The sequence below is a fragment of the Dyella sp. 2HG41-7 genome (assembly GCF_021390675.1).
GTDB lineage: Bacteria > Pseudomonadota > Gammaproteobacteria > Xanthomonadales > Rhodanobacteraceae > Dyella_B.
The window spans coordinates 3,496,754-3,516,770 of sequence record NZ_JAJEJV010000004.1 but is presented as its reverse complement, the minus strand read 5'-3'; the positions used below and the strand labels follow the sequence as shown (position 1 = coordinate 3,516,770).

Here is a 20,017-nt window from a genome sequence, read left to right as displayed (position 1 = left end):
GCTCGCCATTATCGTGGATGAAGATGAGGGTATTGCGAACGAGAATGGAACGGAGGTCCTTTCAGCGAAAAGGCCGCGTTTCGCGGCCTTTTCGCCCTTCCCGAGCGATGTGCTACCGAATCGATCTCACGGCGCCTTGATCTTGAATTGCTTGGTCAGCAACGTGAGCTTCGCCTTCATATCTTCAGGTTTGTGTGTGCCCTGTGTTCCGTAGAACGCGGTGTAAAGCTCGGACGGCGCATCGGACTTCGGAGGATCGATCACGGTGGCGATATCCATCTCGTCGCCGTCGTTATAGGGCTCACCGTCGAACGGATGCTGTTTGTGAACCAGCTTGCCCCAGGTTTCCTTGAAGTTGTCGTCGAGGTCGGGGCTGGGCGCGATATGACGCTTGATGCTGATGCGATCCGGATCGGTGTTGTTCAAGCGGATCTGGATTACGCCGGTTTGCAGCGCAAACTTGCCGTGGTCCTCGTAGTAGCCCACGCCGATGGCCAGCTGGTTGTCCAGTGAAACGGGTTGGAGCGCCGTCGGATAGCTAAACGCTACGTTGCCGGAGTCGTAGCTGAAGCGCTTGCCGTCTTCGATGTCGATGCGTGCGTCTTTCAGCACATCGGGTAGCAGCGATTTGTCAGCGAGAAAATCTTTCCATTGCGAAAGCGTGCCGCCGTAGTCGACGTTGAAGAAGTCGGTCAGCGCTTTCATGTCGATCATACTGTCGTGCGTCACGACGGAAGGATTCATGCGCATCATCATCGCGTAACCGTCGGGCACCGGCAGCGCGAACAACACGATTTCGCCGTTCATATACGGCAGCGGCCAGATAAATACCTTCCAGCGGCGCTGCCAGTTATCGGTAAACGTCGTGTTGGTGGTCGGATTGCCCATCGAGGTAATCTTGATCTTCTCGGGGCCGATCGGTCGATTCCAGAAGCCGGTCTTTAGAATCAGATCCATCATCTGCTTCGGATCGTTGTAGAACGCCGATGCCTTCATGTCGTCGGGTCGACGCACATGAAAGAGGAAATTGTGTCCGACATATCCGCCGGCGACGTAACCGTTGCCGTTGAGCGGAATGCGATTGACTTCGCGACCGGAGTAACTCCATTCGCCGCTGCGATTGTGCAAGATCAGCTCGGGAAAGAAGCTGAGCTCCGGCGTGTCGTGCAGGATGTGATTGGAGCCTGCGCCGTGCGGAAACAGATCGTTGCTGTGTTGCTGCAGCAGCGCTTTCAGCTGGTCATCGTTACTACCGTAGAACGCCTTCAAATAGTTGGCGCTGAAATCCGCGAAGCTGGCAGGCAGCTTGAATTGTCCTTTGAAGACGCCGTTCTGGTTGTAATCGAGCACATCCAACTGATAAGACGTGCGCTTGTCCATCACCGCCAGATTGTCGGGCGCGCTGAGTACTTCGCCGATGGGAAGCGCGTAGTTGAGATTTTCGTTCGCCGATTTCATCAGCACGACGCCGATCACCTTGCCTTCCTCATCGAGCAGCGGACCGCCGCTATTGCCGGGCGAGGCTGCAGCGGAAAACCGCATCCATTTCCAGCGGCCGTTTTCGTCTTCGGGCGTGTCGGAGGTGTACAAGCCGTCGCGAATCACCACGCCGGTGCCAAGTGCGTTGCCCACGGCGTAGACCACGCTGTTCAACGCCGGCTTGGCGTTGGTGTCGAACGAGGTGCTGCCGCTCGGTTGCTCCTTGAGCGAGAACATCACGAAGTCTTGCTGCAACGAGAACTTCTCGATTTTGTCGATGGCGTACACGTGACCGCTCGCATCGCGCAGCGCGGGAGCGCCGGTCAGATCGCCGACGCCGACCATCAGCACATGGCCTGCCGTGACGTAGCGGTTGTTGCCCAACGCAAACGCGGTGCCGATCGAGAAATATTTGTCGGTGCGCTCCTGGTACGGCAGCAGATCGAGCGGCAAAGGCTTTTCGTAGGTCAGTGGATCGTCGCTTCCCCGGGGAATGACCACTTCGAACGTGGCGGCGTCGATTTTTGCCGCCAGCTTCGGATCGGGGCTGGCGGCCTGCGTGCGACCGGCCATGCCTAGCGAGATCACGACAACACACAACGCCAACGACCACTTCTGCACAAACTGAGCGAATTTCGCAGTCACGTTTCGATCCCACCCGTTGGATGCCCGCATACGTTTCCTTCGTATGAATGTCGACCGGCGACACGCCGAATCTCCGCCAGATACTGACATAGCGGCGGGGCATTTGGGGATGTGGCAGAGGTTGGTTCAGGGCGAAAAATGACGCGACCGTGCGCCTATTCGCCGTCGCCTCCGAAGTTCCTTGCGACGCTCGAGGCAGCCGGATGTCTCGGCCTTGCGATTCCGGGCTGGGAATCAACGATAACGGTTGATCAGATCGCGCAGCTCCAGCGTGGCTTTACGCGCGACCTGAGCGAAATCTTCGCCGTTTCCGGCGTAAAGAATCGCGCGCGAAGAGCTGATCATCAGTCCCGCGCCTACCGAAGTGCGACCGTTGCGAACCACCGCTTCCACATCGCCGCCTTGCGCGCCGATGCCGGGAACGAGCAGGGGAACATCGCCGACCAGCGAACGTACTTGCGCAAGCTGTTCCGGCCAGGTTGCGCCGGTGACGAGCGCGCAGTTGCCGTGCGTATTCCAATCGCGCGCAATGATCTGCGCAACATGTTGATAGAGCGGCTTGCCGCCGACGTCGAGATCCTGCAGATCGGCCGCGCCCGGGTTGGACGTGTGGCAGAGCAGAATCACGCCCTTGTCGGCGCGATCGAGAAACGGCTGCACCGAATCGCGACCGAGATAAGGATTAAGCGTCACCGCATCGGCGCCGAAGCGATCGAACGCTTCGGTAACGTAATGCTGCGCCGTGCTGCCGATATCGCCGCGCTTGGCATCGAGAATCACCGGCACGCCGGGATGCTTGGCGTGGATGTGCGCGATCAGTCGTTCCAGCGCATCTTCGGCGCGCAACGCAGCGAAGTGCGCAATCTGCGGTTTGTACACGCAGACCAGATCGGCCGTGGCGTCGACGATGGCGCTGCAGAATTCGAATACGGCATCTGGACGGCCTTTCAGATGCGCGGGAAATTTCGCGGGTTCGGGATCGAGACCGACGCAGACCAGGGAGTTGTTGCGGGTCCATGCTTGGTGCAGGGATTGCATGAAGTGCATGGTCTCTCTCCTCGCCGCCGCTTTATTCCCTCTCCCCTCCGGGGAGAGGGTAGGGTGAGGGGGCAATCTTGCGATGTCGTTGAAGTGAAGCGTTGTTCTTTTGAGGTTTGGGGCCAGCCTTGGCCCCTCACCTCAATCCTCTCCCCGGCGGGGAGAGGAGGCAATCGCAAACGGCCGTACTTATGCGAGTTTCTTGTACTTCACACGATGCGGCTTCGCAGCCTCGTCGCCCAGGCGACGCTTCTTGTCCGCTTCGTATTCGTTGTAGTTGCCGGGGAAGAATTCCACGTGCGAATCGCCTTCGAACGCGATGATGTGCGTGGCGATGCGATCGAGGAACCAGCGGTCATGCGAGATCACCATCGCGCAGCCCGGGAATTCCAGCAACGCGTCTTCCAAGGCGCGCAAGGTTTCGATATCCAGGTCGTTCGACGGTTCGTCGAGCAGCAGCACGTTGCCGCCCTGTAGCAGCGTCTTGGCCATATGCAAGCGGCCGCGTTCACCGCCGGATAGATTGCCGACGATCTTCTGCTGATCGGTGCCCTTGAAGTTGAAGCGGCCGATGTACGCGCGCGACTGAATTTCGAAGTTGCCGATGGTGAGGATGTCCGCACCGCCGGAAACTTCCTGCCACACGTTGTTTTTCGTATCGAGCGCGCCGCGCGACTGGTCGACGTAGGCGAGCTTTACGGTGTGACCGATCTTCACTTCGCCGCTGTCGGGCTTCTCGACGCCGGTGATCAGCTTCATCAGCGTGGATTTACCCGCGCCGTTCGGACCGATCACGCCGACGATGGCGCCCGGCGGCACCTTGAACGACAGGTCGTCGATCAACAGGCGATCGCCGAACGATTTGGTGACGTTCTTGAACTCGATCACTTCCTGGCCCAGGCGCTCGCCCGGCGGAATGAAGATTTCGTTGGTTTCGTTGCGGCGCTGGTATTCGACCGCGTTCAATTCTTCGAAGCGGTTCAAACGCGCCTTGCCCTTGGACTGACGGCCCTTGGCGGCGGAGCGCACCCACTCCAGTTCCTTTTCGATCGCCTTTTGGCGCGATTTTTCCTGCTGCGCTTCCTGCTTCAGGCGCTGGTCTTTCTGTTCCAGCCACTCGGTGTAGTTGCCCTTCCACGGAATGCCGCGGCCGCGGTCGAGTTCCAGAATCCACTCGGCGGCGTTGTCGAGGAAGTAGCGATCATGGGTCACCGCCACCACGGTGCCGGGGTAGTCCTGCAGGAAGTGCTCCAGCCATTCCACCGATTCGGCGTCCAAATGGTTGGTGGGCTCGTCCAGCAGCAGCATGTCGGGCTTGGAGAGCAGCAGGCGGCACAGCGCGACGCGGCGCTTTTCACCGCCCGACAACGGGCCGATCTTGGCGTCCCACGGCGGCAGGCGCAGCGCGTCGGCGGCCACTTCGAGCTGGCGCTCCAGGGCGTGGGCGTCGTTCACGGCCAGGATGTTTTCCAGCGCTTGCTGTTCGGCGGCCAGCTTGTCGAAATCCGCGCCTTCTTCGGCATAGGCGGCGTAGACCTCATCGAGGCGCTTCTGCGCGTCGAAAATCACCGACACGCCTTCTTCCACCGTTTCGCGCACGGTCTTTTCGGGATCGACCTGCGGCTCCTGCGCCAGGTAGCCGACCTTGATGCCGGGCTGCGGGCGCGCTTCGCCCTGAAAATCGGTATCCACGCCGGCCATGATGCGCAGCACGGTGGACTTGCCCGCGCCATTCAAACCCAACAGGCCGATCTTGGCGCCCGGGAAAAAGCTCAGCGAGATGTCCTTGATGATCTGGCGCTTCGGGGGAACGATCTTGCTGACCCCGTTCATGGTGTAGATGTATTGCATGCTGGCTCCGTGGGCGTGCGCGTGGCCGGCCCATAGGGATGGGCGGCACGCCAAGCGTGGGTTTCAAACCCCACATTATAGCGGCTTATGGGTAAGGGCCGGTGACAGGCGCGCGGTTTTCGCCGCCGTATTGCGAGCCGATGGCCACCCGTTCGCCACTTTTTGCGCCGGTCCGACCATGCGGCTGCGCCAGTCTGCTTCATCCAGCCGGCATGGATGACAGCGATGGGTTACTCAGGCGTATTGGGCGCATTGCAAAAGTGGGACAAGCGCGCCGGAAGCTGGGCTCGCTCGCGTGGTCGGGGCGCCGTTGCTCTCCACGAATTCATCTGCTTCGGCGTGAAACAGGCTTCTGCATGTTTATTCGGCGGCAGCATGGTGTTGCTGTTGGGTTTGAGCTGGGCGTTCTATCCGCAGCACGTGGCGCTGGCGCGCTACGACTTTCTGACCTTGGCGGCACTGGCGATCCAGTGCATTTTGATCGCGACCAAGCTGGAGACGCTGGAAGAGGCGAAGGTGATTTTGCTGTTCCATGTGGTGGGAACGGCGATGGAAGTGTTCAAAACGTCGATGGGATCGTGGATCTATCCGGAACCGTCGTTGCTGCGTATCGGCGGCGTGCCGCTGTTTAGCGGGTTTATGTACGCGTCCGTCGGAAGTTACTTCGCACGCGTGTGGCGGCTGTTCGATTTTCGATTCACCAACCATCCATCGTTTGCGGCAACTGTGTATTTGGCCGCAGCGATTTACGCGAATTTCTTCACGCACCATTTTCTCCCCGATATGCGTTTTGCGCTGTTTGTCGCCGTGGCGGTGTTGTTTGGACGCACATGGGTGTATTTCCGCATTCGTCGCGTGCATCGGCGCATGCCGTTGCTGCTCGGGTTTTTTCTCGTGGCGATGTTTATCTGGTTTGCAGAGAACGTCGGTACGTTTACGGCGGCTTGGCGCTACCCGTCGCAAAACCACGGTTGGCACATCGTGCCCGTCTCGAAGTTGGGCGCGTGGTTCTTGCTGATGATCATCAGCTACGTGATGGTCAGCACCGTGGCGTCTGGGGGAGCGCGTACCCGAAGGGCGGCGGCTGGAGGCGAGGCGGGAGGCGGCCAGGCGGGGTCCTAACCGGCCCGAAAGTGGCCGTCAACCCCCTGGGCCGTTACAATTTCAAGACTTACCCCGCCCTGCCACCCCACGAGGCTCGAATGTTCCCGAAGCATCAAACGATTGCCGGCTATGACGATGACCTGGCCAAGTCCATTGCCGACGAAGCCCGTCGCCAGGAAGACCACGTCGAGCTGATTGCCTCGGAGAACTACGCCAGCCCGCGCGTGCTGGAAGCGCAAGGCTCAGTGCTTACCAACAAATACGCCGAAGGCTATCCGGGCAAGCGCTACTACGGCGGTTGCGAATATGTGGACGTGGCCGAGCGCCTCGCCATCGAGCGCGTGAAGCAACTGTTTGGCGCCACGTACGCCAACGTGCAGCCGCATTCGGGTTCGCAAGCCAATCAGGCGGTGTATTTCGCGCTGCTCTCGCCGGGCGACACCATTCTGGGCATGAGCCTCGCGCATGGCGGACACCTTACGCACGGCGCCAAGGTGAATATCTCCGGCAAGCTCTTCAACGCGGTTCAGTACGGCGTGAACGAGCAGGGCCTGGTCGATTACGACGAAGTCGAACGCCTCGCCGTCGAACACAAGCCGAAGATGATCGTGGCCGGTTTCAGCGCGTATTCGCAGCTGATGGATTGGGCACGTTTCCGCGCCATCGCCGATAAGGTGGGCGCGTATCTGTTTGTGGATATGGCGCACGTGGCGGGTCTCGTCGCGGCCGGCGTGTATCCCAACCCGCTGCCACACGCGCATGTGGTCACCTCCACCACGCATAAAACGCTGCGCGGTCCGCGCGGCGGCATCGTGATCGCCAAAGATCCGGGCGAAGAGATCGAGAAGAAGCTGCAGTCCATCGTGTTCCCCGGCATCCAGGGCGGCCCGCTGATGCACGTGATCGCCGCCAAGGCCGTGGCGTTCAAGGAAGCGCTGGAGCCGTCGTTCAAGGATTACCAGGCGCAAGTAGTGAAGAACGCCAAGGCGATGGCGAAGACCTTGATCGAACGCGGCTACAAAGTCGTCTCCGGCGGCACCGAAAACCATTTGATGCTGGTCGACCTGATCGGTCGCGAAGTTACCGGCAAGGATGCGGAAGCCGCGCTCGGTAAGGCGCACATCACCGTCAACAAAAACGCCGTGCCGAACGATCCGCGTTCGCCGTTCGTCACGTCCGGTTTGCGTGTGGGTACGCCCGCAATCACCACCCGCGGCTACAAGGAAGCGGACGTGGTCGAGCTTACGCAGTGGATCTGCGATGTGCTGGATGCGCCGACCGACGAAAGCATCATCAAAGCCGTGCGCGAGAAAGTTTCGGCGCAGTGCAAGAAATTCCCCGTCTACGGTTGATCAGCAAGGCATAATCACCTCACCGGATGCATTGCCCCTTTTGCCAGCACGAAGACACGCGCGTGATCGATTCGCGCCTTGCCGACGACGGCGCCACCGTGCGCCGTCGCCGTGAGTGTCCGCAATGCAGCGAGCGATTCAACACCTTCGAAACCGCCGAGCTGAAGCTGCCCGCCATCGTAAAAAGCGGAGAACGGCGCGAAAGCTTCGACGAACGCAAGTTGCGCACCAGTTTCGAGCGCGCATTGCAGAAGCGACCGGTGGCGAGCCACGACGTCGACGCTGCGGTACGCGCTGTGATCGACGATCTGCGCAAGAGCGGTGAGCGCGAAGTGCCGTCGCGTCACGTGGGCGAACTCGTCATGCGCGAGCTGAAGAAGCTCGACCAAGTGGCGTACGTGCGTTTTGCGTCCGTCTATCGCAAGTTCGAAGACGTGCATGCGTTCCGCGAAGAAATCGAGAAGCTGGAGCGCGATTTGCCGGGGTTGGAGAATTTACAACTTTCGCTGTTGGGCGAGGCTGTGGCTGCGGCGAAGCGCGGACATCGTAAGGGTTGAGCGCTGACGCATGCGGCGTTTGCGTGCCAACACAATCCAACTTCCTCACCGTCATTCCGGCGTAAGCCGGACGGAGCGCGAAGCGCGGAGAACGTCCGAAGGACGGCCCCAAAGGGGTGAGCGAAGCGAATCATCCAGTACAAATAAGCCGTGCGAAGCACACAACTAGTTATTTGATGTGTCCTTCGGACGCGTATCTAAACTGGATTGACCAGCTGCGCTGTTGAAAGGCACCTCGGCCTGCGCCGGAATGACGGTGAGGCAAGATCAACGATAGTGGTTAGCTGAGACTCGCCAACCACTCGTCGTCGGAACCTTCGGCCACGCCTTCAAACAAGAACGTGGACAAATAACGCTCGCCTGTATCCGGCAACATCGCCAAAATCACGCTACCTTCTTCGGCGGTCTCCGCAAACTTGAGCGCCGCAGCCACGGTCGCCCCAGCCGAAATACCAACAAAAACGCCTTCGTCCTTGGCAAGACGACGCGATGTATCGCGAGCGAGCACATCGTCGACCGGCAGGTCGATATCGAATATTTTGCGGTTGAGCACTTCGGGCACAAAGTCCGGCGTCCAACCTTGAATTTTGTGCGGTTGCCATGGCTGATCCGAAAGCAACGATGCGCCAGCCGGTTCGGACACCACGATTTTTACGTCGGGACGTGCGAGCTTCAGCATTTCGCCAACGCCGGTGAGCGTGCCGCCCGTCCCCCAGCCCGTGACGAACGCGTCCAGTCGTTTGCCGGCGAAATCGCGCAGAATTTCCGCGGCGGTGGTGCTGCGGTGATACGCCGGGTTTGCCGGATTCTGGAATTGCCGCGGCAAAAACCAACCATATTTCTTCGACAGCTCCTCGGCACGGCGCACCATGCCGGTACCACGCTCGGCCGCCGGCGTAAGAAGCACTTTGGCGCCGTATGCGCGCATCAGCTTGCGTCGTTCGATCGAAAACGTTTCAGTCATGACCGCGACGAATTGATAGCCGCGCGCGGCGCACACCATCGCCAACGCGACGCCCGTGTTGCCGGATGTCGCCTCCACGACGGTATCACCGGGTTTGAGCAGGCCTTTCTTTTCCGCGTCGAGAATCACCGCGATAGCGAGGCGATCTTTCACCGAACCGCCGGGATTGAATGCCTCCACCTTCGCGTACAGCGTGACGTGCTTGGGTGCGACGCGATGCAGGCGAACGATCGGGGTACTGCCGATGGTGTCCAGGATGCTTTCGTAGATCATGGGGGATGTCCGGGCAGAAAATGAAAGTATGGGGATGCTCTGACTCATTCTGCGTGGACATCACCCTTCGGGCCGATTCTATTCGTCCGCATCCCTTCGGCCCGTCGTCTTGACAGACAGCCAGTCTGTCTTCGCCGATGGTCCTGCGGTCTGCGAACGAATAGAACCGGTGACGCCCGCGCAGAATGAGTCAGAGCGTCCCCAAGGCTACTCCCAATATCCGCGACGCGACAAACCTGACGCGATCCCGCACACTGACGATCATGCATATCGATATTCGGACGCTTCCATGACCTTCTCGGCCATCGATGCTATGCACATGGCGCAGGCCCTGCGCCTGGCCGAGCGTGGTCTGTTTACGACCCAGCCAAATCCCCGCGTGGGCTGCGTTATCGCTCATGGCGAACGGGTTGTGGGGCAGGGCTGGCACGAGCGCGCCGGCGAGCCGCACGCCGAGGTGCATGCGTTGCGTGAAGCGGGAGAGCAAGCGCGCGGCGCCACGGCGTATGTCACGCTGGAACCTTGCGCGCATCACGGTCGCACGCCACCGTGCGCGGATGCGCTGATCGCGGCGGGTGTCGCGCGCGTGGTCATTGCCGCCGAAGATCCGTTTCCTCAAGTTGCTGGAAAAGGCATCGAAAAACTGCGCGCCGCGGGCATCGCCGTGGAAAGCGGTTTGATGCGCGACACGGCGCGCGATATCAATATCGGATTTTTCAGCCGAATCGAGCGCCATCGCCCCTGGGTGCGCGTGAAATTGGCGATGAGCCTCGACGGTCGCACCGCCTTGGCGAATGGCGAATCGAAATGGATTACCGGTGAAGCAGCGCGCGCGGATGTGCAGCGCTGGCGCGCGCGCAGTTCGGCCATTCTTACCGGCGTGGGAACCGTACTTGCGGATAATCCGCAGCTCACCGCGCGGGTCGATGCGCCACACACATCGCCGTGGCGGGTGATTCTCGATCGCCATTTGCGCACACCGACGGGCAGCCATGTATTGGACGGCCAAACGTCCACGCTGCTGCTGCATAGTGAAACGGCGAGCGTCGTCGACGATCGATTCGCGCGCGTCGAACTGATTGCCATGACCGAAAAAGGCGGTGCGCTCGATCTGAATGCCGTGCTCAACCTGCTCGCAGAACGCGGCTGCAATGAACTCCACGTCGAAGCTGGCCCTACTTTATGCGGCGCCTTGTTCGCTGCCGGGCTCGCCGACGAAGTGCTTTTGTATGTCGCCCCCGTCATGCTGGGCGACGCGGCGCGTCCCCTGATGCATCTGCCGTCGCTCACGGATATGGCCTCGCGCTGGCGTTTGGAGGTCATCGACCAGCGCCAGGTCGGCGCGGACTGGCGAATTCGCCTGCGTTCGCCAGCGTGAACGCTTAAATCCGTTGACCGGACCGATCCCGGGGCGGTCCCGGTGTTAAACTTTCCCGGCCGGTTTCCGGCACTCACACAAAACGTCTTCAGGGCGGGGCGGAATTCCCCACCGGCGGTAGGAGTCGCAAGACTTAAGCCCGCGAGCGCTTCCGGCGGTTTCGGAAGGTCAGCAGATCCGGTCCAATGCCGGAGCCGACGGTCAGGTTGTTTCGGTTCGCCGGGGCAACTCAAAGTCCGGATGAAAGAAGACGGCAGCATGCATCGCGCGAGCGATGCGTGTGCCTTTTGCCTTGGGGCGTTCCCACAGAACCTTGCGTGGAGAACGTTCATGATTATTCATTCTCAAGCTCGATCCACCTTCCGCGGACATCTATTCGGGGAGGTGCGCTGATGTTTACCGGCATCATTCAGAGCGTCGGCCGCATCGCGCGGCTGGAGTCGCGTGGCGGCGATGTGCGTTTGCATGTCGATACGGCCGATCTCGATCTTTCGGATGTGCAACTCGGCGACAGCATTGCCGTATCGGGCGTATGCCTCACGGCCGTTACGCTGGAGTCGCGCGGTTTCGCCGCCGATGTCTCCAACGAAACGCTGTCGCTCACTACGCTGGGCAAGCACAAAGCCGGCGATCCGGTGAATCTGGAAAAAGCGTTGCGGCTGGCGGACCGTTTGGGCGGCCATCTGGTTTCCGGTCATGTCGATGGCGTGGGCAAAGTGATTTCCATCGCGCCCGACGGTCGTTCGCAACGCTGGACGTTCGAAGTGCCGGCGCCGCTCGCGCGTTATATCGCGTCGAAAGGCTCCATCTGCATCGATGGCACCAGCCTCACCGTCAACGAAGTGAACGGTCATCGCTTTGGCGTGAACCTGATTCCCCACACGGTGGAACACACGGCCTTTCATGCGCGCAAGTCGGGCGACGCAGTGAATATCGAAGTGGACGTGGTAGCGCGCTATGTCGAGCGCTTGATCGGCGGCGGCGAAGCGTCGCGTATCGATGAAGCGTTTCTCAAGCAGCACGGGTTCGCGTGATTTTCATTAACGCCTCCCCCTGCTTGCAGGGGGAGGTTGGGTGGGGTGAGGTTTTTCGCTAATGCGTGCAACCCCTCCCCAACCCTCCCCTGCAAGCAGGGGAGGGAGCTCACATCAAGGAATAGAACACATGGCATTCAATACCATTCCCGAAATCCTCGAAGACATCCGTGCCGGTCGCATGGTGGTGATCGTGGACGATGAAGATCGCGAGAACGAAGGCGATCTGATCATGGCCGCGCAAATGGTGCGGCCCGAGGACATCAACTTTATGGTGCGCGAGGCGCGCGGGCTGGTGTGCCTGACGCTCACCGAACAGCGCACGCGTCAGCTCGGGTTGCGTCCGATGGTGGTCGACAACACCTCTCCCTATCAAACCAATTTCACGGTCTCGATCGAAGCGGCGGAAGGCGTCACCACCGGCATTTCCGCGCACGATCGCGCACGTACCATCCAGGTGGCGGTGCAGCCGCATGCCAAGCCGCATGATCTCTCCCAGCCCGGTCACATCTTCCCGCTGACCGCGCAGCCGGGTGGCGTGCTGACGCGTGCGGGGCACACCGAAGCGGGTTGCGATCTGGCTGCTTTGGCAGGCTTGGAACCATCCGCGGTGTTGATCGAAGTGCTGCACGAAGACGGCTCCATGGCGCGTCGTCCGGAGCTTGAGATTTTTGCGAAGAAGCACGGATTGAAGATCGGCTCCATCGCCGACCTTATTCGCTATCGGTTGGAAACCGAGAAGACGGTGCAACGCGTTTATGAAGAAGACGTGCAGACCGAATTCGGTCCGTTCCGTCTGGTGGCGTATCGCGATGCGATTCGTCACGGACTTCATTTCGCCCTGGTGCGCGGCGCGGTCGACGGCGCCGACGCGGTGCTTTGCCGCGTGCATATGCGCAACACCTTGTCGGACGTTTTGCATTTGCATCGCGACGATCTGGGCTTGACCGTCACCGCTGCGCTGCGCCGCATCGCCGACGAAAATCGCGGTGTGCTGCTGGTGCTTTCCGGCGAAGACACACCGGATGCGCTGCTGCGTCGTCTCAATCGACAACCCGCCGTGCAAGCGCCTAACGACCAGGACCAGGAATGGCGCCAGCACGGCCTCGGTGCTCAAATCCTCACCGATCTGGGCGTGCATCGCCTGCGCGTGCTGGGTACGCCGCGCAAGATGGTGGGATTGGCGGGGTTCGGGTTGGAGGTTGTGGAATACGCGGAGCACTAAGCGCCTAAGTCGCAAAAATCTCCCGATGAATCCACTTCTCGTTGCCCCAGCGAACGCCGGGGCCCAGTGACTTTAAGCCCGCAGAAAAACAAAGACGCGAGGCCTCAGCATTCGCCAGTGCAACGGGGATTGCAGATTCTGCGCACAGTTTGGCCCCCAAGATGCGTTCGAAACGCATCGCTTCATGGCATGCTTGCGGTATCGACTTTGCTCCACACACGAAGGGACCGGAATGAAGCTCGCTGATCGTTCGCTTGCCCTGCCGCGCGCACGCACGGCCTTGTTCACTGCTCTTTCACTTCTCGGCGCCGCGTCGGCGTTTGCGGCGCAAAGCGGCGCGTCGCCGGATGATCGTGCGACCAAGCTGGAGAAGCGCATGTCGATGGAGGACATGCGTCATCTGTTGCAGAGTTACAACACCATGGTGGCGCAGCAGCCGCCAGGCGGTATCGGTACGGCCGGCTATGTGTCGGCGTTGCCGAAGTTGGGCATTCCGGCGCAGCAGCAGAACGATGCGGGCATCGGCGTACACAACTATCCGTTAGATGTCGGCCCGGGCAAGCAGCCGAACCATGTGCGCGGCGAAGCGGGCAATACCACGCCGTTGCCGTCGTTGATCGGCATCGCCGCCACCTGGAATCCGCAAATCGCGTACGCAGGCGGCCGCATGATCGGCGATGAGGCGTTTCGCCAAGGCATCAACATTCTGCTGGCCGGCGGCATCAACCTTACGCGCGAACCGCGTGACGGCCGCACGTTCGAATACCTCGGCGAAGATCCGCTGTTGGCCTCGCGCATCGACGGCGCGGAAATTCGCGGCATCCAATCGCAGCATGTGGTGTCGACGATCAAGCACTACGCGGTGAACGATCAGGAAACCAATCGCCTTACCGTCAGTTCCAACATCGACGAGCGCGCGATGCGCGAATCGGATCTGCTTGCGTTCGAAATGGCGATCGAAGACGGTCATCCCGGTTCGGTGATGTGCGGTTACAACAAGGTCAACGAAATTTGGAATTGCTCCAATCACCATTTACTGGTGGATATCCTTAAGGGCGATTGGAAATATCTCGGTTGGGTGATGACCGATTGGGGTGCCGATCACGGCCCGATGGACGCGATGGCCGGCACCGATCAGGTGTCGGGCATCGATCTGACGACAGGCCTCAGCATCGGCAGCATGTCGAGCAGTTTCGGCGCGCCGTTGACGCAGGCGATCGCCAAGGGCGACGTCACGCATGCGCGCGTGCACGACATGGTGCATCGCATTCTGCGTTCCATGTTTGCGGTGGGCTTGTTCGATCATCCACCGGTGATCAAGCCGCTCGATGTCGAAGGCGACGCGTTGGTGTCGCAGCATGCTGCGGAACAAGCCATCGTTTTGCTGAAAAACGAAAGCCGCGCGCTGCCGCTTAAACCCACGATCAAAACGGTCGCCATCATTGGCGGTCACGCCGACGCCGGCGTGCTTTCAGGCGGCGGTTCGGCCGAAGTGTGGCCGATTGGTGGCCCGGCCATTCCTGCGGTGAAAGGGCCGGATTGGCAGTGGAAAGTTTACGATCCTTCATCGCCGATGAAGGCGTTGCAGAAGCTGCTGCCGAATGCGAAAGTGATCTACGACGACGGTAGCGATCCAGCCAAGGCAGCAGCGTTGGCGAAGTCGTCGGATGCGGCCATCGTGTTCGCCACGCAGTGGACGTCCGAAGGCGTGGATGTGCCCAATCTTTCCTTGCCCGATAAACAGGATGCGTTGATCGACGCCGTGACGGTCGCCAATGCGCACACCGTGGTGGTGCTGGAAAACGGCGGTCCGGTCACCATGCCGTGGTTGTCGAAAGTGAGTGCGGTGGTGGAGGCCTGGTATCCGGGCGCACGCGGCGGCGACGCTATCGCCAACGTGCTTACGGGCAAGGTGAATCCGTCCGGTCGATTGCCCGTTACGTTCCCGAAAGACGAACAGCAACTACCGCGCCCGCAGATCACCAATGCGCAGGACGTCGATTACAACATCGATGGCGCCGCCGTTGGCTACAAGTGGTATGACAAGAAAGATCTAAAACCGTTGTTCCCGTTCGGCTTCGGTCTTTCATACAGCCACTTCGATTACAGCGATCTTCATATCAACACCGACGGCGAGCATGTCACGGTGAGTTTCAAAGTCAGCAACGCGGGCGATCGCGAAGGCATGGATACGCCGCAGGTTTACGTCGGTATGCCGGCTGATAGCGGTGAGGCGCCGCGTCGACTCGCGGGTTTCGAGAAGGTGTCGCTGCAACCTGGGCAAAGTCGCACAGTAAGCGTCACGATCGATCCGCGCTTGCTCGCCATCTTCGATGTGCCGGGACATCGTTGGCAGATCGCGGCGGGCGATTATCCGATCCAGGTCGGACATTCGTCGCGCGATTTTGTATTGAAAGGCGACGCGACCGTCGCGGCGGCAACCGTGGCTCCTTGATTCGGAACAAACGATTGCGCAGCCGCATTTTAGGACCCAAGTCGAAACAACAAGGACCATGCAGCCATGCAGGCTTTTGATACCTGTCGCGTTCGCCTGATCGCGCCTTCCGGATATCCGCACGATCGCGACGCCATGACGCGCGGCATCGCACGTCTGCACGATGCCGGCTGCGTGGTGGAAGCGCCCGAGGTGATCGACCGCGCCGAATTGCGCTACGCGGGCAGCGATACGCAACGTGCGAGCGACATCAACGGTTTGGCGACACTCGATACGTTGCCGGATATCGCGCTGTCTATTCGCGGCGGATACGGCGCGACGCGTTTACTTGATCATTTGCACTACGACGCATTACGCGAACGTCTTGCCGGTCAGCCGATCGCGCTCGTCGGTCATAGCGATTTCACCGCGTTGCAGATGGCGTTGTACGCGAAGAGCGGCATCGTCACATTCGGCGGCCCGATGCTTGGTCCGGATTTCGGCGCGCAACGACTCAGTCCGCTCACGTGGCGCCACTTCTGGCGCACGCTGAGCTCGCCGCAAGGCAATGCGAGCTGGGAGTGCAACGAAGCCGTGGAGCTGGCTGTGGAAGGGCCGCTGTGGGGCGGCAATCTCGCCATGCTTTGCAGCCTGCTGCAGACGCCGTACTTCCCACGCATCGAGGGCGGCATTCTCTTCGTCGAGGACATCGGCGAACCGCCGTTCCGCATCGAGCGGTTGCTTTATCAGCTGCATCTGTCGGGTGTTCTTGGCCGACAGCGAGCCCTGATCCTCGGCGATTTCACCCAGTGCCGTCCGGCGGCCTACGACAACGGCTACGACCTGGCGGACGGTTTCGACCAGATTCGCCGCATAGCGGGCATTCCAGTGCTTTCCGGCATGCCGTTCGGGCACGAAGCGGACAAATTCACCCTGCCTTTCGGGGTTCCCGCGCGGCTGCGCGTGGTGGGCAAGCGGGCCAGCCTGGATTTTCACGGCTATCCGCATCTGCGCCGCCCCCATGAGCCGTCGATGGGCTAAACCAAGCAACCCCCTCCCTAAACCCGTAAAATAGCGCGCTTGCCGTGGGCGAGCGCCCGCACACAGGAACACCCGATATGAAGACCATCGAAGGCGATTTCGCCACGCCCAAAGGCCGTTTCGCCATCGTCGCCGGCCGATTCAACGGTTTTGTCGTCGAGCCGCTGGTCGCGGGCGCGCGCGACGCGCTGGTGCGCCACGGCGTCAGCGACGACGCCATCGATCTGATTCGCGTGCCAGGCGCGTGGGAAATCGGCCTGGCTGCACACAAGCTGGCGAACTCGGGCAAATACGCCGCGGTGATCGCGCTCGGCGCCGTCATCCGTGGCGCCACGCCGCATTTCGACTTCGTCGCCGGCGAATGCGCCAAGGCGCTCACTCAAGCGGCCCTGGGTTCTGGCGTGCCGGTCGCCTTCGGCGTGCTGACCACCGACACCATCGAACAAGCCATCGAACGTTCTGGCACGAAAGCGGGCAACAAGGGCGCCGACGCCGCCATCGCCGCGCTGGAAATGGTCAATCTGTACGGAAAGCTGTAATGAATTCACGTCCCGAAGGCATCGATCTCGCCGCGCGCTCGCGTGCTCGTCGTCGTGCATTGCAGGCGGTCTACGCCTGGCAGATGAGCGGCAGCAAGATGACGGCGGTGATCGAACAGTTCCGTCACGAGCAAGATATGGAAGTGGCGGATCTGGAGTACTTCGAAGATCTGCTGCGCGGCGTAGAACAAAATCTCGACACGCTCGACGAAGCGCTCAAACCGTATATCGATCGGGATGTCGCACAGATCGATCCGGTCGAGCGCGCGGCGCTGCGTCTGGCGGCCTACGAATTGAAGTATCGACCGGATGTGCCGTATCGCGTGATCATCAACGAAGCGATCGAAGTGACAAAGCGCTTTGGTGCGGACCACGGGCACAGTTACGTGAACGGTGTGTTGGATAAGTTGGCGGCGCAACTGCGTACGACCGAGAAAAAGGGCTAGCTTGAGCTCCCTCTCCCCTCCGGGGAGAGGGTTGGGGTGAGGGGTCGCACTTGCCGCGAACATTGCGTTAACTGCGAAGTATCGCTTCATGTGCGCGGCGACTGGATACTCTCTCGCAAGACTTGCCCCTCACCCCAGCCCTCTCCCCGCAGGGGAGAGGGTGTAAAGAGGTTCCATGGAATTCTCCCTTATCGATCGCATTCGCGAACGCACCGCGCAAGGACGCGACGATGTGCGTCTTGGCATTGGCGATGACGCCGCTTTGCTCGCCGTGCCGCCGGGCCAGGAACTGGCCGTTGCGATCGACACCATGATCGAAGGCGTGCATTTCCCACGTGGCACCGCGGCAGCGGATATCGGCTGGAAATCGCTCGCGGTGAATCTGTCCGATCTTGCCGCAATGGGCGCGACGCCCGCGTGGGCGTTGTTGGCGTTGACCCTACAAAACGCCGATGTCGAATTTATCGATAACTTCGCCACCGGTTTCGCTCAATTGGCGAAGGCGTATCGGCTTGCACTAGTCGGCGGCGACACTACGCGCGGTGCATTGACGGTAAGCGTCGCCGTGCACGGTTTCGTTCCGCCTGGCAAAGCGTTGACGCGTGCGGGTGCGCAAATCGGCGACGCGGTGCTGGTGACCGGAACACTCGGCGACGCCGCTGGCGGCTTGCGGCTGGTGCAGCAAAATGGCCGCGGCGACGCACAATCGGATTACTTGATCGAGCGCCTCAATCGACCTACGCCACGTATCGCCGCAGGCCTTGCCCTGCGCGAACGCGCAAGCGCATGTATCGATATTTCCGATGGCTTGCTTGCCGATCTCGGTCACATCTGCGAAATCAGCGGTGTCGGTGCGGATGTGGATGCCGATCTATTACCGCGTTCTTCCGCGTTGCTCGATCTTTTCGACGACGCTGTATCGCGCGAGTTCGCGCTCAGCGGTGGCGACGATTACGAATTGTGTTTCACCGTGCCAATGCGACACGTCGCCGCGGTGCAGGCCGATCTCGCCAAGCTTGGTTGCGGGGCGACTCGCATCGGACGCATCGTGGAAGGCGATCGCATTCATGTGCGCGATCGCGACGGGCAACGACTCGAACAGAGCCGCAAAGGCTGGGATCATTTCAGCGCATGAGCGAACGCAAAGTTTTGACGACCGCACAACGACGCGCGCTGCTTTCCACCCCAGCAGGTTGGTTGGCGTGCGGTTTCGGTTCGGGCCTTGCGCCAGTCGCGCAAGGTACGTTCGGTTCGCTCGCGGCGATTTTGCCGTGGCTGCTGCTGCGCCAGCTGTCGTTGCCAATGAACGTGTTGGTGATTGTGGTGGGCTTTGTTATCGGCGTGTGGGCCTGCGATGTCGCGGGGCGCGCCTTGGGTGTGGACGATCATCGCAGCCTTGTGTGGGATGAGTTCGTCGGTCAGTGGATTGCGCTGCTGCCTGCGTTAGTCGCACCGTGGTGGGCCGTTATCGCCGGCTTCGTCTTGTTCCGTCTGTTCGATGTGTGGAAACCCTGGCCGATCCGGTACCTGGACCGACATTTGAAGGGTGGTCTTGGTGTGATGGTCGACGATGTCGTCGCCGGGTTGATCGCCGCGGTTCTGCTGAAAATGTTGCTCAGCTACGTGTGACGGCGCGGCGCAAGATTTGGCGACACGCCACATACAATGAAGATTGCGCAACGACTTTTACCGAACGTCGATTGACCTTGCTATCGTAAGGGGCACTTACAGGTAGAGGTCGGTCTCATGATGCGGGCGAAAAGTTGTTTGGCATCGGCGGTAGTTTCGTTGCTCGTCATGGCGCCACTCGCGCATGCAAGCGGCATGCAAACAGCTGGCAACGGCAATCCTGCCGACGCCGGCGCGCCGCCGCCTACGACCGAATCCGCCGGGAGTTATTTCGCGCAGCACTTTACGTTCGACGCGCTCAATGCCGACGTCAAGGATGCGATCACGCGCGCGAATCTTGCGCCTGTGTCGTTCAACCAAATCGTGATGCATACGCGCGACCAAGTCATTACGGAAGGCCAGGCGCAGCCTGCTACCTATTCGTCGATCGTCACGCTTGAAAATGCGGGGCACGGTTTAGTGCGCAGCTTGCAGATCGTGCAGGACAACGGCGCGAATGTCGCGACGCAGTTGGGCCTGACGTACCGCGGTTATTTTTCGTTTTTGACGCAGAGCGTCTCCGCACGCGCCGACAAGGTGCCGCCGGTTCAAGGACCACGCAAGATTCTCAAATTCGACACGGGCACGAGCGCGCACGCCGCGTTTGTGTATTTGTACGGCGATCCGGGCAAGGATGCGTTCCCCGATCCCGGTCAATTCTTGTGCGATAGCGGCAAAACCTATAACGCGGCGCAACTGAGTCCGGCGATCGAGGGCCAGGCGCAGGAAATGAATTGCCGCGCCATCGATTCCAACGGCATGGAAACGGAGAAGGTGACGTTCGCGTATCTGGAGAAATATGGCGTTGCTGTGACACTGCGTGTGCATAACGATCAACGCACCATCGATACCAATATCCTCGATTTCAACGTTCGTTGAGCAAAAAATCGGGCCAACAAAGCAAAGCGTGATGTCTTTCGTCTTTGGCGTGATCGCTTTACTCACCCGACCTACCGTATCCTGACCGCTGGATTTGTCCTCCTTTCCCC

Annotated in this window: 17 protein-coding genes and 1 riboswitch; of the genes, 13 read left to right on the top strand and 4 right to left on the bottom strand. The window is 60.5% G+C overall.

The genetic code is table 11. The annotated features are described in order from the left end of the window. Positions 1-126: 126 nt before the first annotated feature. From L0U79_RS17350 to ettA, 3 genes are all read right to left on the bottom strand, one after another. Positions 127-2,124, bottom strand: a complete 1,998-nt coding sequence (locus tag L0U79_RS17350) for a serine protease (RefSeq protein WP_233843479.1) — start codon at positions 2,122-2,124, stop codon at positions 127-129. 234 nt (positions 2,125-2,358) lie between these two features. After that, complete coding sequence (gene pyrF, locus L0U79_RS17345; protein WP_233843478.1) at positions 2,359-3,171, bottom strand: orotidine-5'-phosphate decarboxylase; 813 nt, start codon at positions 3,169-3,171, stop codon at positions 2,359-2,361. A 180-nt stretch (positions 3,172-3,351) separates the two neighbouring features. Beyond that, a complete protein-coding gene (gene ettA / locus L0U79_RS17340) occupies positions 3,352-5,013 on the bottom strand; it encodes an energy-dependent translational throttle protein EttA (RefSeq protein ID WP_233843477.1) in 1,662 nt (553 codons plus the stop codon). 225 nt (positions 5,014-5,238) lie between these two features. Between ettA and L0U79_RS17335 the strand changes: the two genes are divergently transcribed. The 3 genes from L0U79_RS17335 to nrdR all read left to right on the top strand — a co-directional run bounded on the left by L0U79_RS17335 (position 5,239) and on the right by nrdR (position 8,026). After that, the gene (locus tag L0U79_RS17335; RefSeq protein WP_233843476.1) at positions 5,239-6,135 is read left to right on the top strand and encodes a DUF817 domain-containing protein; all 897 of its coding nucleotides are present in this window, start codon (positions 5,239-5,241) and stop codon (positions 6,133-6,135) included. Positions 6,136-6,215: 80 nt separating this feature from the next. Further along, the gene (gene glyA, locus L0U79_RS17330) at positions 6,216-7,469 is read left to right on the top strand and encodes a serine hydroxymethyltransferase (RefSeq protein WP_233843475.1); all 1,254 of its coding nucleotides are present in this window, start codon (positions 6,216-6,218) and stop codon (positions 7,467-7,469) included. A 26-nt stretch (positions 7,470-7,495) separates the two neighbouring features. Next, on the top strand, positions 7,496-8,026 hold the full coding sequence (gene nrdR, locus L0U79_RS17325) for a transcriptional regulator NrdR (protein WP_233843474.1): 531 nt from the start codon (positions 7,496-7,498) through the stop codon (positions 8,024-8,026). Positions 8,027-8,306: 280 nt separating this feature from the next. Here the strand turns inward: nrdR and cysK are convergent, their stop codons facing one another. Next, positions 8,307-9,263, bottom strand: coding sequence for a cysteine synthase A (gene cysK / locus L0U79_RS17320; protein ID WP_233843473.1), 957 nt, complete (start codon positions 9,261-9,263; stop codon positions 8,307-8,309). A gap of 289 nt (positions 9,264-9,552) precedes the next feature. Here cysK and ribD point away from each other — a divergent pair, with 289 nt between their 5' ends. The 10 genes from ribD to L0U79_RS17270 all read left to right on the top strand — a co-directional run bounded on the left by ribD (position 9,553) and on the right by L0U79_RS17270 (position 19,907). Continuing rightward, the gene (ribD, locus tag L0U79_RS17315) at positions 9,553-10,641 is read left to right on the top strand and encodes a bifunctional diaminohydroxyphosphoribosylaminopyrimidine deaminase/5-amino-6-(5-phosphoribosylamino)uracil reductase RibD (RefSeq protein WP_233843472.1); all 1,089 of its coding nucleotides are present in this window, start codon (positions 9,553-9,555) and stop codon (positions 10,639-10,641) included. A gap of 80 nt (positions 10,642-10,721) precedes the next feature. After that, positions 10,722-10,897, top strand: a riboswitch (FMN riboswitch). 136 nt (positions 10,898-11,033) lie between these two features. After that, positions 11,034-11,675, top strand: a complete 642-nt coding sequence (locus L0U79_RS17310; protein WP_233843471.1) for a riboflavin synthase — start codon at positions 11,034-11,036, stop codon at positions 11,673-11,675. A gap of 130 nt (positions 11,676-11,805) precedes the next feature. Continuing rightward, a complete protein-coding gene (gene ribBA, locus L0U79_RS17305; protein ID WP_233843470.1) occupies positions 11,806-12,900 on the top strand; it encodes a bifunctional 3,4-dihydroxy-2-butanone-4-phosphate synthase/GTP cyclohydrolase II in 1,095 nt (364 codons plus the stop codon). Between the two features lie 232 nt (positions 12,901-13,132). Continuing rightward, entirely contained in the window at positions 13,133-15,355 is a 2,223-nt protein-coding gene (locus L0U79_RS17300; RefSeq protein ID WP_233843469.1) for a glycoside hydrolase family 3 C-terminal domain-containing protein, read from the top strand. A 66-nt stretch (positions 15,356-15,421) separates the two neighbouring features. Beyond that, positions 15,422-16,375, top strand: a complete 954-nt coding sequence (gene ldcA, locus L0U79_RS17295; protein WP_233843468.1) for a muramoyltetrapeptide carboxypeptidase — start codon at positions 15,422-15,424, stop codon at positions 16,373-16,375. Positions 16,376-16,452: 77 nt separating this feature from the next. Continuing rightward, the gene (gene ribE, locus L0U79_RS17290) at positions 16,453-16,914 is read left to right on the top strand and encodes a 6,7-dimethyl-8-ribityllumazine synthase (RefSeq protein WP_233843467.1); all 462 of its coding nucleotides are present in this window, start codon (positions 16,453-16,455) and stop codon (positions 16,912-16,914) included. Next, a complete protein-coding gene (gene nusB, locus L0U79_RS17285) occupies positions 16,914-17,360 on the top strand; it encodes a transcription antitermination factor NusB (RefSeq protein ID WP_233843466.1) in 447 nt (148 codons plus the stop codon). The genes ribE and nusB overlap by 1 nt, the downstream gene beginning before the upstream one ends. 175 nt (positions 17,361-17,535) lie before the next feature. Further along, positions 17,536-18,495, top strand: coding sequence for a thiamine-phosphate kinase (gene thiL / locus L0U79_RS17280; RefSeq protein ID WP_233843465.1), 960 nt, complete (start codon positions 17,536-17,538; stop codon positions 18,493-18,495). Further along, a complete protein-coding gene (locus L0U79_RS17275; RefSeq protein WP_233843464.1) occupies positions 18,492-18,989 on the top strand; it encodes a phosphatidylglycerophosphatase A in 498 nt (165 codons plus the stop codon). The genes thiL and L0U79_RS17275 overlap by 4 nt, the downstream gene beginning before the upstream one ends. A gap of 195 nt (positions 18,990-19,184) precedes the next feature. Then, positions 19,185-19,907 (top strand): hypothetical protein, encoded by a 723-nt coding sequence (locus tag L0U79_RS17270; RefSeq protein WP_233843463.1) that lies wholly within the window; start codon positions 19,185-19,187, stop codon positions 19,905-19,907. Positions 19,908-20,017: the final 110 nt, after the last annotated feature.